Here is a 14,762-nt window from a genome sequence, read left to right as displayed (position 1 = left end):
AATTACTTGGCATAAAAAAGGCCGAATTAGAAATTCGACCTTTCTGAGAATATTAGAAACCTTCGTTAGTTAGTTACTTTGGATGCAACGATACCTGAGTCGTTATTGTCCTTACCATGTCTAGGGTGATATTGCCCAACTGGTAGTGAAGATACGATTTGACTGTTAACCTGTCTAGCTATTGGCACGTAATCGACCAAAGCTGTTGTTAATGCTGTTGAAATGACATCGACGAGCAGGTTGCCTGAATTTCCGGACGTATCATGAACGATGATGTCATCATATTGCCATAACATATTGTTCGTTTTCGTTGATATTAATTCGAATTTTGCTGAAACCGTAACATTGCCACCGGTTATATAGTAGTTTGTATCCCATGAGTTTATATTTACGAATAAAACAGCATCGGCACCAAATAACTGTAAAAATTTCTCAGGAGGAATTTGCTTAGCTTGTTCTCCATCAGATATTCCTTCACGTTGCAAAAAGTGCTCAACAAATGGTATCGAAACAACATAATAACCAGCTTCACTTAACGGCTGAGCAATTGTTGTCGAATACAACTCAGCAGCATCTGCTGCAGTGGTATTGTTTACTGCTGGAACAACTAAAATTGTTTTTGGTTTCTCACTATACAACTTAGGGAAAGCTTCGTTTTTAGTGATGGTTGCTTGACAACCGGACAGAAAAATTACCGTTATAATGGTCAAAAACTTTTTCATGATTTCTCAATCTCCTTTAACGCCATGTCAACCGCGGTCGTCGACTCTGGAAATAACACTTTTTCCGTATTCAACAACGAAATGGCTTTTTCTTGTTCACCATCTGCCAGTTCAAGTAAAGCTAATTCAAAATGGATGCTCGGTGGGACTTTCTTTTTCTTTTGCTTTGCGATTTCTATTATCTTACGTAGCTCCGATTTATGCTGAGATCTTGTTTCGTCAGTAGGTTCATTTTTTAAGTTATAGAAAGTGTTAGAATAGTCACCCCAATGATACATTGTTGATTTACATCCCGATAAACCGGTAATAAATAATGTTATGGCGATGGTATAAATTAATCTTTGTTTCATGGTACAACTACCTCAAATACATTCCCGTTACTGCTGTAAAAAACTCGATTCACGATCATTAAGCCATCCTTGAATATTTTTACACTATGTTTTCCGGTACTAATTGGAAATTCAACAACTTGCTTATCATTTAGCTCGTAAATTTTTACCTTTTCATCAATGATCACGTTGTCTCCGCCATCAATGGATAACTCTGTATTAAGAAAATTACCTGACAGTTGAAGTAAAGCCTGATCGTTAACTTGGTTAACACTTCGATAATGAGAACTACATGAACACAACGTGAATAGAAAAAGGCATGCGATTATGATGTTTAATGGCTTCATTTGAATTCCCTATAGTTCACGAACGATGTAGTTTGACAATTGATTATTGTCGATATTGCCCGATTCAAGAGAGGTTATAGATAGAGCGTTCGTCCCTTGTCCAGCAAAGCCTACCACCTTAATGCGAGCGGTTTCTTTACCAGGCATCTCTATAAGCATCCCTGTTTGAGGGTTTTTGATTTTCTTACCTTTCGTTAAAACTCTAAATGTATCGTTTAAGCGAACACCTTGAGCTTCACCTCCGGATAAAAAATATTGGCCTTCTTGGTGATCGAGAAGGTAGGCTTGCCATGGAGCATCCATAAGATTTTCCATTAGATTTGAAACAAGCTTGGATATTGCCGCTGATAAGGCTGCATCATCAAGGGAGGTATCGTAACCTGCACGCTTCCCGACACCAAGTACTCTGTTAGCTTCAGAGGTTGCTGCGCCAGAAGCCTCTTCAGAGAAAATTATTTGTGAGGTCTTCGTGTCGACAAGGCGGACGTTTACTGTGACGTTTGCTTTTTGCACTTTATTACGTGAGAAAACCCCAACATCACTTTCTGTTGAACGACCAAATTCTGATACTGAGCCTATGATCAAATAATCAGCGCCAACAGCTTCATATTCATTACCTTCAAGTTGGTTTTCCGCTATCAAAGCATTTAAATCCGAACGTTCAAGCATTAAAAACTGTCCGCTATCCGTCAGTCTCGATGACAATATATCGGACGCTTGCTTGCCTATTCGATTATTATCTTGGTCTAAAAGAAATGTATTACCACGTTTCGTTTCATCGGAGAATCGACCGATTGCGACTACTCGCTTTAATCCTTTCACGCTTTCTTGCGAAATGCTTTTACTAACCGTTGGAGTATTGCTAATTGGCGTATTAACGACTTGATGCGTCGCGCTTGTACAAGCAGATAAAACGGCGACGGATGTTAGTGTCATTATAAATTTTTTCAAGGTAAACCTCCCTGTATAATGTTTGTACAAAGTTACATTATCATTGAAAATATTTAATGTCATCAATATTTTATAAACCATACTGATGTTCGGTTTGTACCGTTACTAAGAATCATTTACGTTATGAAAAAAAAGCCCAGCATTTGCTGTAATGCCGATCAGTTAGGCATTATTAAAAGGATCAGTTGAACGATCCGCACAGTATGTAAAAATCCGATAAACATCGTTTATCGGATTTTTTTATGCACGTATCTCAGGCTCTAGACATCATCAACAACTTCAAGCCCAATCAAGTTGAAACATTGGCAGACATGCTGCCGTTAAAACTCATCGAAGAGGCCTATCAGCTTTCGGATACTGTGACGCTGAGAAAGCGAAAGTTAACTTTAGAATCTATGGCATGGTTACTTGTCGGTATGGCTATTTATAACGACAAGTCTATGGCAGATGTAGTAAACATGCTTGATATTGTTGATAGAGAAGGTAAGCCTTTTGTTGCTCCAAGCGCGCTCACTCAACGTCGAAAGGATTTAGGAGAGGCGGCTGCCAAAGCTTTGTTTGAATGTACGGGACGTCATTGGTATGAACATGCAAAATTACCGACGTGGAATGGGCTAACGTTGTTAGGCGTAGACGGGGTAGTTTGGCGGACAGAAGATACGCCACAGAATAATGAATCCTTCCTTAAGCCAACTAACCGTGATGGTCTTGAAACCCAGTATCCACAAGTACGTATGGTCTGCCAAATGGAATTAAGCAGTCATTTAATTACCGGCAGCGCATTTGATTGTTATAGCGTGAATGAAATGGTACTGGCCCAGCAATTAATTGAAACGACACCAGATAATAGTCTGACCCTATTTGACCGTGGTTTTTACTCGCTTGGCTTGCTGCACAAATGGCAAACAACGGGGACTGAACGCCATTGGCTTATACCGTTAAAAAAGAATACTCAATATGAAGTTATACGTAAGTTAGGTCGTCAGGATAAGCTTATCAAACTGACAAGCAATCCCCGAGCGAGAAAACTATTTCCTGAGTTACCAAAAGAGCTTATTGTCCGACTGATATCCAGAACGGTAAAGGGAAAGCAATATGATGTGCTTACATCCATGGTTGACCCTATGCGCTATCCTAGTGCGGACATAGCCGATTTATATAGTCATCGATGGGAAATTGAAATTGGCTACAGGGAGCAGAAGCAATATATGCTTGGCAACAGATTGACATTGAGAAGTCGTCTACCCGAACTCGTCAAACAGGAGCTCTGGGGCGTACTGTTAACCTATAACCTCATTCGGTATCAAATGGTCCAGATGTGCTACAGTCTCAAAGGCGACTATTTACCGTATCAGCTCAGCTTTAATGGCGCGCTTGCTCATATTATGAGATTGCTAGTCGGTCTTCCTTACTCATCGCCAGGCGCAGTTCCACAGCACCTTAAAAGCTTCTATAGTATGGCTGGAAGCCTCATATTAGAACCGAGAAGACAAAGAACATTCCCAAGGAGTGTAAAAAAACGACCTAGTCGTTATCCTAGAAAAAACAATGCCGCTCACCTTAAGTGAACGGCATTACAGCATTTGCTGGGCTTTTACATAGTTTGCCGCGAACGGGCGTTTAATTAATGCTTAGATTTCAGCGATAAACTCGATTGCACGACCGATGTAGCTAGCAGGTGTTAGCTTTTTCAGCTCATCTTTAGCGTCTTGTGGCATATCTAGGGTATCGATAAATGCACGCATAGAGTCAGCATCAACACGTTTACCACGAGTAAGTTCTTTTAGTTTCTCGTATGGCTTTTCAATACCGTAACGGCGCATTACTGTTTGAATTGGCTCAGCTAACAGTTCCCAGTTTTGATCCAGCTCAGTTGCTAATGACTTCTCGTTAACTTCTAACTTGCTAATACCCTTCAACGTCGCTTGGTAAGAAATTAAAGAGTGTGCAAAACCAACACCTAGGTTACGAAGTACCGTTGAGTCAGTCAGGTCACGCTGCCAGCGAGAAACAGGTAGCTTTTGCGCTAGGTGAGCGAATAGGGCGTTAGCGATACCTAAGTTACCCTCTGAGTTTTCAAAATCAATCGGGTTAACTTTGTGTGGCATGGTTGAAGAACCAATTTCACCAGCAACCGTTTTTTGTTTGAAGTGACCAAGGGCGATGTATGCCCAAATATCACGATCAAAATCGATTAATATGGTATTAAAACGCGCTACCGCGTCAAATAATTCAGCGATGTAATCGTGTGGCTCGATTTGTGTGGTAAACGCATTCCAGGTAATACCTAGTGATGTTACGAATGATTCCGAGAACTCGTGCCAGTTTACTTCTGGGTATGCTGATAAGTGCGCGTTGTAGTTACCGACTGCACCATTGATCTTACCTAATAGCTCAACGTTAGCGATTTGATCGCGTTGACGTAATAAGCGTACGTAAACGTTGGCCATTTCTTTACCCATGGTTGTAGGGCTAGCTGGCTGACCATGAGTACGTGCCATCATTGGAATTGATTGGTACTCTAGTGCCAGTTTTTTCAACGCAGCTAGAACTTCGTCCATAACGGGTAAAATAACTTGCTCGCGTGCTTCTTTAAGCATTAACGCATGAGATAGGTTATTGATATCTTCCGAGGTACAAGCAAAGTGAATGAACTCAGATACCGCAGCAAGCTCAGCGTTGTTAGCAACTTTTTCTTTTAATAAATATTCAACCGCTTTCACATCGTGATTGGTGGTCGCTTCAATTTCTTTAACACGCGCAGCGTCTTGTTCAGAGAAGTTCTCGACAATGGCGTTTAATACGGCATTTGCTTCGTCAGAAAAAGCTGGTACTTCAGCAATTTCAGCCGTTTGAGCAAGTTTTTGTAACCAGCGCACTTCAACTGTGACACGGTATTTGATCAGACCGAATTCGCTGAAGATAGGGCGCAAGGCCTTAACTTTGCTACCATAGCGACCGTCTACCGGTGAAATTGCACTAATACTTGAAAGTTCCATAGGTTATCCCAAAAATGATAGGTTGATATTAATATTTTAAGAGTTGTTGTGCCGCAGCGACGAACTTGCGGCGACTAAATAGTATGGTACGTCGCTTACCACCAACTTGGCGCCATAATACCGCTGCACGAACTGCTGCGAGTAACAGTGCGCGAATTCGGTGTTGGTTGCCTTGTTGTTTTAAAATTGTTGGTTCGCCCGCTACCTGAATAGGCGGAGCAAGCGGACTGATGAGATCGGTATAGATGCTAGCAAATGCATTTTGCATCACATCAGAGTCAATCGCATAATGTTGTAGCTGACGCTGGCACTGTTCTATACGTTCACCAAGTTGTTGCATCACCCGCTTGTTACGAGCTAAGCGGCGTTCAATATTTAAGATGCTGACAATATAGCGAGTGATTTCAGGGTCTTTTGCCGCATTAGTATCACCTAACTGACTGGCAATCAGTTTTAGGCCGTCAGTTAGGTTCGCTACGTCACCACCATAGACATCAAGTGTGTTATCAGGCGAGGTGTTGATGATACTGTTCAGCATCAGAGCAAACTGCTCGTCATTTAAATGATTTTTACGAGCAATACCTTGTACCATTGCTGCAGCTTGACATATTGCTGCAAACGTTAACGATTGTTGTTCAATACTCATTGCGTCCGATTTTATGTTGTTATTTATATTTATTCGCGGATCAAGGTGTCGATGATACCACCACCAAGACAAACCTCATTTTGATAAAATACCACTGATTGACCTGGTGTTACTGAGCTTTGCGGCTGGTCAAACATTACGCGGTAGTTTTGTTCATCAACGCGTGTTACGGTACACGCCACATCGGCTTGGCGATAGCGCGTTTTTACTGTACAGCTAAAACTTTGGCCGATGTTCACAGCTTGACGATCAACCCAGTGAAGCTGTGAAGCGATTAATCCGGTTGAGAATAAGCGTGGGTGATTTTTACCTTGGCCAACGATTAACACGTTACGTTTTAAGTCTTTATCGACAACGTACCATGGTTCGTCACCGGCATCCGCCATACCACCAATTAATAAGCCTTTGCGTTGACCTAACGTGTGGTACATCAATCCTTGGTGTTCACCAACTTCTTTGCCTTCAGCCGTTTCAATTTTACCAGGTTGCGCTGGTAAATAACGACCTAAGAAATCGCGGAACTTGCGCTCGCCAATAAAACAAATACCAGTCGAGTCCTTTTTATCGTGGGTCACAAGACCTTCACGTTCAGCGATTGCACGAACTTCTGGCTTTTCAATATGACCTACTGGAAATAGAGTGCGGGCGACTTGCTCATGACTTAAGGTATATAAGAAGTAACTCTGGTCTTTGTTGTTATCCAGACCACGTAGCATTTCATATTGGCCGTTGTCGTTTTGACGACGTTGCACGTAATGACCAGTCGCAATGTAATCCGCGCCTAAGTCTTCACAAGCAAATTCTAAAAATGCCTTGAACTTAATTTCCTTATTACACATGATGTCAGGATTTGGTGTGCGACCGGCTTTGTATTCCTCAAGGAAATATTCAAAGACGTTATCCCAGTATTCAGCAGCGAAATTAATGGTGTGCAATTCAATCCCTAACTTATCGCAAACAAGTTGCGCGTCTTTTAGGTCTTCTGCTGCAGCACAGTATTCATCGTCGTCATCTTCTTCCCAGTTTTTCATGAAAAGGCCTTCTACCTGATAGCCTTGCTGTTTAAGCAAGTAGGCAGAAACGGATGAATCAACACCGCCGGACATACCGACGATAACTTTAATTTGGCTGTTATCTGTATTTGAGTCGCTGTTCAAGGAGATATAGTTCCACGGCTAGTAAAAATGGCGCGCATTTTAACATACAAAGCTTAAAACGACATTAAATTTTCTAGGTTTCTATGTTAATTTTCGTAAAGTTGTTTGTTATGGGCCTATTAATGCGTCAACAACGCAAAGTGATGTTAAATCGACCGGTTAACACTATAAATGATTTTTTAGAATATCGAGTGGATAACGCTGCCCTGTAAGGTAATCATCGATGCATTTTTTAACCATGATACTTCGCATTTCGTCCGCTCTGTCGATGATTTCTTGGTAGCTTAACCAGTGCGTGGTGATGATATCACTGTCTTCTGGTGTGCCCTGAACTTGCTCGGCGAGCTCTACCACAAAGGCAAAGCGCAAATAGTAAATATCAAGATCAGCACGGTGATTGTAGTAAATGCCTGACAAGCTATCGGCAGTAAGTTGTAATCCGGTTTCCTCGCGTACTTCTCGTTCAAAGGTTTGAACAATACTTTCACCGGCTTCCATATGCCCTGCAGGTTGGTTGAGTACGCGTTTGCCATTATCAATTTCTTCAACAAGTAAAAACTTGTTATTGCAATGAATGATGGCTGCGATAGTGGCGTTTGGTTTAAATTGGGACATGGCCTGCCTTTTGATTTATCAACGAATTTTATCGGCTAATTGTTTACGGATAATACGATACTGTCCTGGTTGCAGATCGCCCAGCTGATAATGACCGACACTTTTTCTAATTAAGCGCAAAGTTGGAAAGCCCACATGGGCCGTCATACGCCTGACTTGTCGATTCCTACCTTCACTTAACGTGATCTCTAGCCACGTCGTGGGAATATTTTTTCGCTCACGTATTGGCGGTATGCGTTGCCAGATAGTTGGTTCAGAAATCCGTTGTACTTTGGCGGGTTTCGTTGGGCCGTCTTTGAGTGTAACCCCATGTTGCAGAGCACTGATGGCCTCATCATCAACATCACCTTCTACTTGAACCCAATAGATTTTTTGTTTGTCGTGCTTAGGGTTGGCTAATTTGTGTTGTAGCTTACCATCGTTGGTTAACACCAGTAAGCCTTCAGAGTCTTTGTCTAACCGTCCAGCGGCGTAGACATCTTTAACATCGATAAAATCTTTTAACGTTTTACGATGTTGATCGTCACTAAACTGAGTCAGTACGTCAAACGGCTTGTTAAAAAGCACGACAATCTGTTCGGTAATGGGCGGCCTTGAATCGCTTTGCTTACCGTGTTGTTTTGACTTGGGTGCCCTGGTGGTGTCGCTACCATAACCTTGTCCCGGTTTACGGGGCTGTTTTTTATTGATGCGAAAAGACGAAGTCGAGTTTCGATTACTGTGTTGAGGTTTTGATCTATTCATTAATGTAGAAATCAACGTGACTTGCTAAAGTGGCTTAAATCAATGCTGTACCAGGCGGCCCATAATCATTATTAATAGAGCATAGGTACAGTTGCAAATTGTGACTAGCCATCATTATGACATATTCATAAGATAAGTAGAATGAATAGTGTATATCACTTACATGACTAGGTTAATTGTATTGATGTTGATATACTAGCGGTCGGATTTAATTAGAATAAATGCTCTTTAAATTCATTGTATAGTCTTCAAAGTACTATAAAATTAGCGTTACGCTAAAGCGTGGCAACAGTGACTGGTACGAGTTGATGTGTCGCATCAATACAGTATAGTTGCCTCGCCACTAACAAGATTCCAACTAAGCGACAGAGCTTCGGCATTATCTGTCAGGATCATGTTGTTTAGGACATTATAAGAATGCCGTCACTTGTTTAGGTGACTAGAACAAATAGGAAATCACATGACTACGGAACATTCTAACATCATTTATACCATCACTGATGAAGCGCCAGCACTGGCGACTCACTCGTTTCTACCTATCGTGCAAGCCTATGCTTCGACTGCTGGTGTTGATGTATCAACCAAAGATATTTCTTTAGCGGGTCGTATTTTAGCGCACTTCCCTGAGTACTTAACAGAAGAGCAACGTGTCTCTGACGCACTTGCAGAACTTGGTGAGTTAGCAAAGCAGCCTGAAGCGAACATCATTAAACTGCCAAACATCAGTGCGTCTATTCCACAATTGCAAGCAGCCATTAAAGAATTGCAACAACAAGGTTACGCGTTACCTAATTTCCCTGAAGAGCCAAAGAACGACGAACAAGCAGCAATTAAGGCACAGTACGCAAAAGTGCTTGGCTCTGCGGTAAACCCGGTACTTCGTGAAGGTAACTCGGATCGCCGTGCACCGGCTTCGGTAAAACAGTACGCCAAAAACAATCCGCACTCAATGGGTGAGTGGCAAAGTGACTCAAAGTCGCACGTTGCGAGCATGACTGAGGGCGACTTTTTTGGTTCAGAGCAATCGGTGACGATTGACAATGCGACAAAAGTGAACATCATTCATCGTGATGTTAACGGCAACGATACAGTGCTTAAAGCAGACTTAGCCTTAGAAGATGGCGAAATCATCGACTCATCTTGTATGAATAAGAATAAACTTCGCGCGTTCTTAGCAGAGCAAATTGACGTTGCTAAGCAACAAGGTATTCTATTTTCATTGCACATGAAAGCAACCATGATGAAGGTATCGGATCCGATTATCTTTGGTCATTGTGTATCGGTTTTCTATCAAGATGTTTTACAAAAACACGCAGAATTATTTGAACAATTAGGTGTTGATGTAAACAACGGTATTGGCGATGTATTTGCTAAGATTGGTGAATTGCCAGCTGAAAAACAAGCTGAAATTGAAGCGGATTTCGCAGCGCTATACGAGCAACGCCCAGATTTAGCGATGGTAAATTCACACAAAGGGATCACCAACTTGCATGTACCATCTGACGTGATCATTGATGCGTCAATGCCTGCTATGATCCGTTCATCAGGTTGTATGTGGAATAAAAACGACGAATTGCAAGACACTGTTGCTGTAATTCCTGACCGTTGTTACGCCGGTGTGTATCAAGCGACGATTGATTTTTGTAAAGAGCACGGCGCGTTTGATCCACGTACCATGGGTACTATCCCTAACGTTGGTTTGATGGCCAAAAAAGCTGAAGAGTACGGTTCACACGATAAAACATTCCAAGTAGCAGCAAGCGGTACTATGCGCGTTGAAGACGAGCACGGTAATGTGCTAATGCAGCACGATGTTGAGCAAGGCGATATCTGGCGCATGTGTCAGGTAAAAGATGCACCAATTCAAGATTGGGTAAAATTAGCGGTTAATCGAGCTCGCTTAAGCAACACGCCTGCGGTATTTTGGTTAAACGAAGCGCGTGCTCACGATGCACAGTTAATCAAAAAGGTAAACGCATACTTGCCAAATCACGATACGGATGGTTTAGATATTCGTATTCTTGCACCAGTTGAAGCAACCATGTTCTCGTTAGAACGCATGAAAAATGGTGAAGATACGATTTCAGTAACCGGTAACGTTTTACGTGACTACCTTACTGATTTATTCCCAATCTTAGAACTTGGTACGTCGGCGAAAATGCTGTCTATCGTGCCATTAATGAACGGTGGTGGTTTATTTGAAACAGGCGCTGGCGGATCTGCACCTAAACACGTACAACAGTTTGAAAAAGAAAACTACTTGCGTTGGGATTCGTTAGGTGAGTTCTTAGCATTGGCTGCATCATTTGAGCATTTAGCCAATGTAAATGGCAATAAAAAAGCCCAGGTGTTAGCAGATACACTGGATGCTGCAACGGCGACTTTCTTAGCTGAAAACAAATCACCGGCACGTAAGTTAGGCCAAATTGACAACCGTGGTTCACACTTCTATCTAACGATGTACTGGGCGCAAGAGTTAGCGGCACAAGATGTTGATGCAGAGCTAAAATCACGCTTTGCACCACTTGCTGAAACATTAACAGCAAACGAAGCGCGCATCGTTGAAGAATTGAACTCAGCACAAGGTGAGTCGAAAGATATTGCTGGCTATTACAAGCCAAATGATGCGTTAGCATCACAGGCAATGCGTCCTAGTAAAACGTTTAACGACGCAATCGCATCACTTTAATTCTATCTAGCCAACTGGCGCGGATATTTGACGACATACGATGTTGTTAGATATCTATGTAAAAGGTAGCGAAATGGTAAAAAGCTGAGACTGATCTCAGCTTTTTTTATGTCATATGATCAGCAGTTATGCTGCGTCCTAGTTCAAATAATATCTACGCACCACGATTTAAGCTAGCACCATTTGCATGCGTTGTCGCAAGGCGTTAATACAAGGTATTTTTCGGCATAAATAAACGTGTGGTATAAACAGCGTTTGCAAAAGACGAGCGGTTAGAGACATGCTTGCACGAGAAAATCGCACTGAAAGGTTATTGGGAAGGGCACAAATTAAGCGCTACGCTTAATTTGCATTGCCCAATCGGTGTTACTTACTCATTTTCAACAGGAGTAATACTTGCTGCATGTTGGCCTTTTGGACCATGGTTTAATTCGTAATCGACAGGTTGTCCTGCCTTAAGCGTTCTGTATCCGTCCATTTGAATCGTCGAGTAGTGAGCAAAAATGTCCTCGCCACCGTCCTCCGGACGAATAAAACCGAACCCTTTGGCATTGTTAAACCATTTTACTGTGCCGTGTGCCATACTTCTAACTTCCTTCTTTCCCATTTGGTATTTTGTTATGATTTACGATCTGGCTAGCGTATAATTGCCAACGTGAGACGGCAACGAGCGCTGTATAGATCGTTCTTGTGATATTCGCAGTGAAATCCACAAGTTATGGCTAAAAAGTAGCCATATGTAAAAATTTAGATAATCTGTGTAATTAGTCAAGATAAATTATTGGTTTTTTTTAATAATTTTTGAAAAAACTGTTCTCCATAAGCGAAACATAGGGCTATAGTAAAGTATGGGAAAGGTCAAAGAAGACATTGGCACAGATCAACAATTACTGGAAGATGAACAGCAAGATATAAAGCGTCCATCGATGTACCGAGTAATTTTGTTGAACGACGATTACACGCCAATGGACTTTGTTGTAGATGTTTTGACACGATTTTTTAACATGGATAGTGATCAAGCCACACAAATCATGCTTACAATACATTATAAGGGTAAAGCAAGTTGTGGCATTTTTACTGCCGATGTTGCGGAAACTAAGGTGGATCAAGTTGCAGGTTATGCACGAGAGCACCAGCACCCGTTAATGTGTACGATGGAAAAGGTATAACGTCAAATGATAGGATGTAACAACATTTCAAGCACAGCAGCAAAATGCGCGTGTGACAAAGGAATGTTTATTACAGGTTGGTAGTATCAGGAGTACGCCTATGTTGAATAAAGATTTAGAAATATCGCTGAATTTAGCGTTTCGTCAAGCAAAGGATTCACGTCATGAATTTATGACGGTGGAGCATTTGTTGTTGGCGTTGCTGGAAAACCCCGAGGCTGTTGAAGCCATAGATGCATGTGGTGGCGATATTTCGAAGCTAAAAACGGAATTGCTTAACTTTATCAGTGAGACAACCCCCGTGATCCCAGCTGGTGACGAAGAGCGCGAGACACAACCAACGCTTGGCTTTCAGCGTGTGCTACAACGTGCCGTATTTCATGTGCAGTCATCTGGCAAATCGGAAGTAAACGGCGCTAATGTACTGGTGGCGATTTTTTCCGAACAAGAATCTCAAGCAGCTTACTTTCTGAAAAAGTCGAGTATCACTCGACTTGATATCGTTAATTATATTTCTCACGGCATTTCCAAAAACACACCATCAGATGATCCGGTATCGGCTATTGAGCAGCAAGGTACCAATAACGCTGAAGAAGCGAAAAGCATCGAAACCTATGCGTCGAACCTAAACGTTTTAGCAAAAAATGGCGAAATCGATCCCATGATTGGTCGAACCCAAGAGCTTGAGCGCACCGTTCAGGTATTGTCACGCCGGCGTAAGAACAACCCGTTATTAGTTGGTGAGGCTGGTGTTGGTAAAACAGCCATTGCCGAAGGGCTAGCCAAACAAATTGTTGAAGGTAAGGCGCCGGAAGTGTTAAGCGACGCTACCATTTACTCTCTCGATATGGGGGCCTTATTAGCAGGCACCAAATACCGAGGCGATTTTGAAAAACGATTCAAATCGTTGTTAAAAGAATTGGAAAAAGATAAGCACGCGATTCTGTTCATCGATGAAATCCATACCATCATTGGTGCAGGCGCTGCATCAGGTGGCATGATGGACGCGTCAAATCTAATCAAACCATTGCTATCATCAGGTAAGTTGCGCTGTATGGGCTCGACGACGTATCAAGAATTTGCCAGTATTTTTGAGAAAGATCGTGCTTTAGCGCGTCGTTTTCAAAAGATTGATGTGGTGGAACCGAGTATCGATGAGACCACAAAGATCTTGCAAGGTTTGAAAGAAAAGTATGAACAGCACCACGGTGTGAAATACAGCAACAGTGCATTACGAGCGGCTGCTGAGTTGTCGAGTAAATATATTAACGATCGTTTTTTACCTGATAAAGCTATTGATGTTATCGATGAAGCGGGCGCGAAACAACAATTACTCGCGGCAGATAAACGCAAACGAGATATTGATGTTACCGACATTGAAACCGTTGTTGCGCACATTGCTCGAATTCCGGAAAAATCGGTATCGTCGACTGAGAAAGATAATTTGATGAACATCGATCGCAATTTAAAAATGGTGGTTTTCGGTCAAAACGAAGCAATCGATGGTTTAACTTCGGTGATCCGCTTAAACCGCGCAGGTTTAGGTCAGGAAGACAAGCCGATAGGCTCGTTTTTATTCTCTGGGCCAACTGGTGTTGGTAAAACCGAAGTAACAAAGCAGTTAGCCAAGCAAATGGGGATCGAACTACTGCGATTTGATATGTCGGAGTACATGGAAAAACACGCGGTATCACGTTTAATTGGTGCACCACCAGGTTATGTTGGCTATGAACAAGGTGGCTTGCTTACCGATGCCGTCATTAAGCACCCACATTCGGTCGTATTATTGGATGAAATCGAAAAAGCGCATTCCGATATTTACAATATCTTATTGCAAGTCATGGATCACGGTACATTAACGGATAACAATGGTCGTAAGGCCGATTTCCGTAACGTTATTTTGGTGCTGACGACTAATGCTGGTGTACAAGAGACAACGAGAAAATCAATAGGTTTTCAACAACAAGATCATTCTCATGATGCGATGAGTGAGATCAATCGTGTGTTCTCGCCAGAGTTTCGTAATCGCTTGGATTCGATTATTTGGTTTAACCACCTGCACAGTCGTGTTATTGAGCAAGTCGTTGATAAATTCATTGTTGAGCTTCAAGCCCAGTTAGATACCAAAGGTGTCTCGCTTGAAATTAGCGATGGTGCTCGGGCTTGGTTAGCAGAGCATGGCTATGATAAGTCGATGGGTGCTCGTCCGATGGCGCGATTGATTCAAGAGAAGGTCAAAAAGCAATTGGCTAACGAACTGTTGTTCGGAGAGTTGATGCAGGGGGGGATCGCCCGAGTCGATGTTGGCAAAGACAAGCAGACGTTAACGTTTACCTATGAACCGAAAAAAGAGCTAGTGTCACACTAGCGATGAAATGAAAAAACGGAGCTTAG

Annotated in this window: 13 protein-coding genes; 4 read left to right on the top strand and 9 right to left on the bottom strand. The window is 42.2% G+C overall.

Annotation, left to right across the window (positions count from 1 at the left end; translation table 11 throughout):
* Positions 1-65 precede the first annotated feature (65 nt).
* The 3 genes from ACAX20_RS07865 to ACAX20_RS07855 form a co-directional block, all read right to left on the bottom strand.
* Positions 66-722 (bottom strand): GNA1162 family protein, encoded by a 657-nt coding sequence (locus tag ACAX20_RS07865; protein ID WP_371185209.1) that lies wholly within the window; start codon positions 720-722, stop codon positions 66-68.
* The gene (locus ACAX20_RS07860; protein WP_371185207.1) at positions 719-1,072 is read right to left on the bottom strand and encodes a DUF4810 domain-containing protein; all 354 of its coding nucleotides are present in this window, start codon (positions 1,070-1,072) and stop codon (positions 719-721) included. The genes ACAX20_RS07865 and ACAX20_RS07860 overlap by 4 nt, the downstream gene beginning before the upstream one ends.
* 335 nt (positions 1,073-1,407) lie before the next feature.
* On the bottom strand, positions 1,408-2,430 hold the full coding sequence (locus tag ACAX20_RS07855) for a CsgG/HfaB family protein (protein ID WP_371185205.1): 1,023 nt from the start codon (positions 2,428-2,430) through the stop codon (positions 1,408-1,410).
* 161 nt (positions 2,431-2,591) lie between these two features.
* Between ACAX20_RS07855 and ACAX20_RS07850 the strand changes: the two genes are divergently transcribed.
* Complete coding sequence (locus ACAX20_RS07850) at positions 2,592-3,917, top strand: IS4 family transposase (protein WP_371185203.1); 1,326 nt, start codon at positions 2,592-2,594, stop codon at positions 3,915-3,917.
* Between the two features lie 63 nt (positions 3,918-3,980).
* Here the strand turns inward: ACAX20_RS07850 and purB are convergent, their stop codons facing one another.
* The 5 genes from purB to ACAX20_RS07825 all read right to left on the bottom strand — a co-directional run bounded on the left by purB (position 3,981) and on the right by ACAX20_RS07825 (position 8,510).
* Positions 3,981-5,348, bottom strand: coding sequence for an adenylosuccinate lyase (purB, locus tag ACAX20_RS07845; RefSeq protein ID WP_371185201.1), 1,368 nt, complete (start codon positions 5,346-5,348; stop codon positions 3,981-3,983).
* A 28-nt stretch (positions 5,349-5,376) separates the two neighbouring features.
* Entirely contained in the window at positions 5,377-5,994 is a 618-nt protein-coding gene (hflD, locus tag ACAX20_RS07840; RefSeq protein WP_371185199.1) for a high frequency lysogenization protein HflD, read from the bottom strand.
* A gap of 29 nt (positions 5,995-6,023) precedes the next feature.
* Positions 6,024-7,151, bottom strand: a complete 1,128-nt coding sequence (mnmA, locus tag ACAX20_RS07835) for a tRNA 2-thiouridine(34) synthase MnmA (protein ID WP_371185197.1) — start codon at positions 7,149-7,151, stop codon at positions 6,024-6,026.
* A gap of 165 nt (positions 7,152-7,316) precedes the next feature.
* Positions 7,317-7,766: an NUDIX hydrolase gene (locus ACAX20_RS07830; protein ID WP_371185195.1), complete on the bottom strand. Its 450-nt coding sequence runs from the start codon at positions 7,764-7,766 to the stop codon at positions 7,317-7,319.
* A gap of 18 nt (positions 7,767-7,784) precedes the next feature.
* Positions 7,785-8,510: a pseudouridine synthase gene (locus tag ACAX20_RS07825; RefSeq protein WP_371185193.1), complete on the bottom strand. Its 726-nt coding sequence runs from the start codon at positions 8,508-8,510 to the stop codon at positions 7,785-7,787.
* A 460-nt stretch (positions 8,511-8,970) separates the two neighbouring features.
* Here ACAX20_RS07825 and ACAX20_RS07820 point away from each other — a divergent pair, with 460 nt between their 5' ends.
* Positions 8,971-11,199, top strand: a complete 2,229-nt coding sequence (locus ACAX20_RS07820; RefSeq protein ID WP_371185191.1) for an NADP-dependent isocitrate dehydrogenase — start codon at positions 8,971-8,973, stop codon at positions 11,197-11,199.
* 370 nt (positions 11,200-11,569) lie between these two features.
* Here ACAX20_RS07820 and cspD read toward each other — a convergent pair whose 3' ends face one another.
* Positions 11,570-11,782, bottom strand: a complete 213-nt coding sequence (cspD, locus tag ACAX20_RS07815) for a cold shock domain-containing protein CspD (protein WP_371185189.1) — start codon at positions 11,780-11,782, stop codon at positions 11,570-11,572.
* A gap of 265 nt (positions 11,783-12,047) precedes the next feature.
* On the opposite strand from cspD, the gene clpS reads away from it, so the two are divergent.
* On the top strand, positions 12,048-12,368 hold the full coding sequence (gene clpS, locus ACAX20_RS07810) for an ATP-dependent Clp protease adapter ClpS (RefSeq protein WP_371185187.1): 321 nt from the start codon (positions 12,048-12,050) through the stop codon (positions 12,366-12,368).
* A 100-nt stretch (positions 12,369-12,468) separates the two neighbouring features.
* A complete protein-coding gene (clpA, locus tag ACAX20_RS07805) occupies positions 12,469-14,736 on the top strand; it encodes an ATP-dependent Clp protease ATP-binding subunit ClpA (protein ID WP_371185185.1) in 2,268 nt (755 codons plus the stop codon).
* Positions 14,737-14,762: the final 26 nt, after the last annotated feature.

This window comes from Thalassotalea sp. Sam97 (assembly GCF_041379765.1).
Classification (GTDB): domain Bacteria; phylum Pseudomonadota; class Gammaproteobacteria; order Enterobacterales; family Alteromonadaceae; genus Thalassotalea_A; species Thalassotalea_A maritima.
The sequence above is the reverse complement of the archived record's forward strand: the minus strand, read 5'-3'. Positions and strand labels throughout refer to the sequence as shown.

Coding starts and splice junctions, on each gene's coding strand:
- ACAX20_RS07855 (WP_371185205.1), bottom strand. CDS start 2,430: ATGGTTTATAAAATATTGATGACATTAAATATTTTCAATGATAATGTA.
- clpS (WP_371185187.1), top strand. CDS start 12,048: ATGGGAAAGGTCAAAGAAGACATTGGCACAGATCAACAATTACTGGAA.
- ACAX20_RS07820 (WP_371185191.1), top strand. CDS start 8,971: ATGACTACGGAACATTCTAACATCATTTATACCATCACTGATGAAGCG.
- ACAX20_RS07850 (WP_371185203.1), top strand. CDS start 2,592: ATGCACGTATCTCAGGCTCTAGACATCATCAACAACTTCAAGCCCAAT.
- ACAX20_RS07860 (WP_371185207.1), bottom strand. CDS start 1,072: ATGAAACAAAGATTAATTTATACCATCGCCATAACATTATTTATTACC.
- cspD (WP_371185189.1), bottom strand. CDS start 11,782: ATGGCACACGGCACAGTAAAATGGTTTAACAATGCCAAAGGGTTCGGT.
- ACAX20_RS07830 (WP_371185195.1), bottom strand. CDS start 7,766: ATGTCCCAATTTAAACCAAACGCCACTATCGCAGCCATCATTCATTGC.
- purB (WP_371185201.1), bottom strand. CDS start 5,348: ATGGAACTTTCAAGTATTAGTGCAATTTCACCGGTAGACGGTCGCTAT.
- ACAX20_RS07825 (WP_371185193.1), bottom strand. CDS start 8,510: ATGAATAGATCAAAACCTCAACACAGTAATCGAAACTCGACTTCGTCT.
- clpA (WP_371185185.1), top strand. CDS start 12,469: ATGTTGAATAAAGATTTAGAAATATCGCTGAATTTAGCGTTTCGTCAA.
- hflD (WP_371185199.1), bottom strand. CDS start 5,994: ATGAGTATTGAACAACAATCGTTAACGTTTGCAGCAATATGTCAAGCT.
- ACAX20_RS07865 (WP_371185209.1), bottom strand. CDS start 722: ATGAAAAAGTTTTTGACCATTATAACGGTAATTTTTCTGTCCGGTTGT.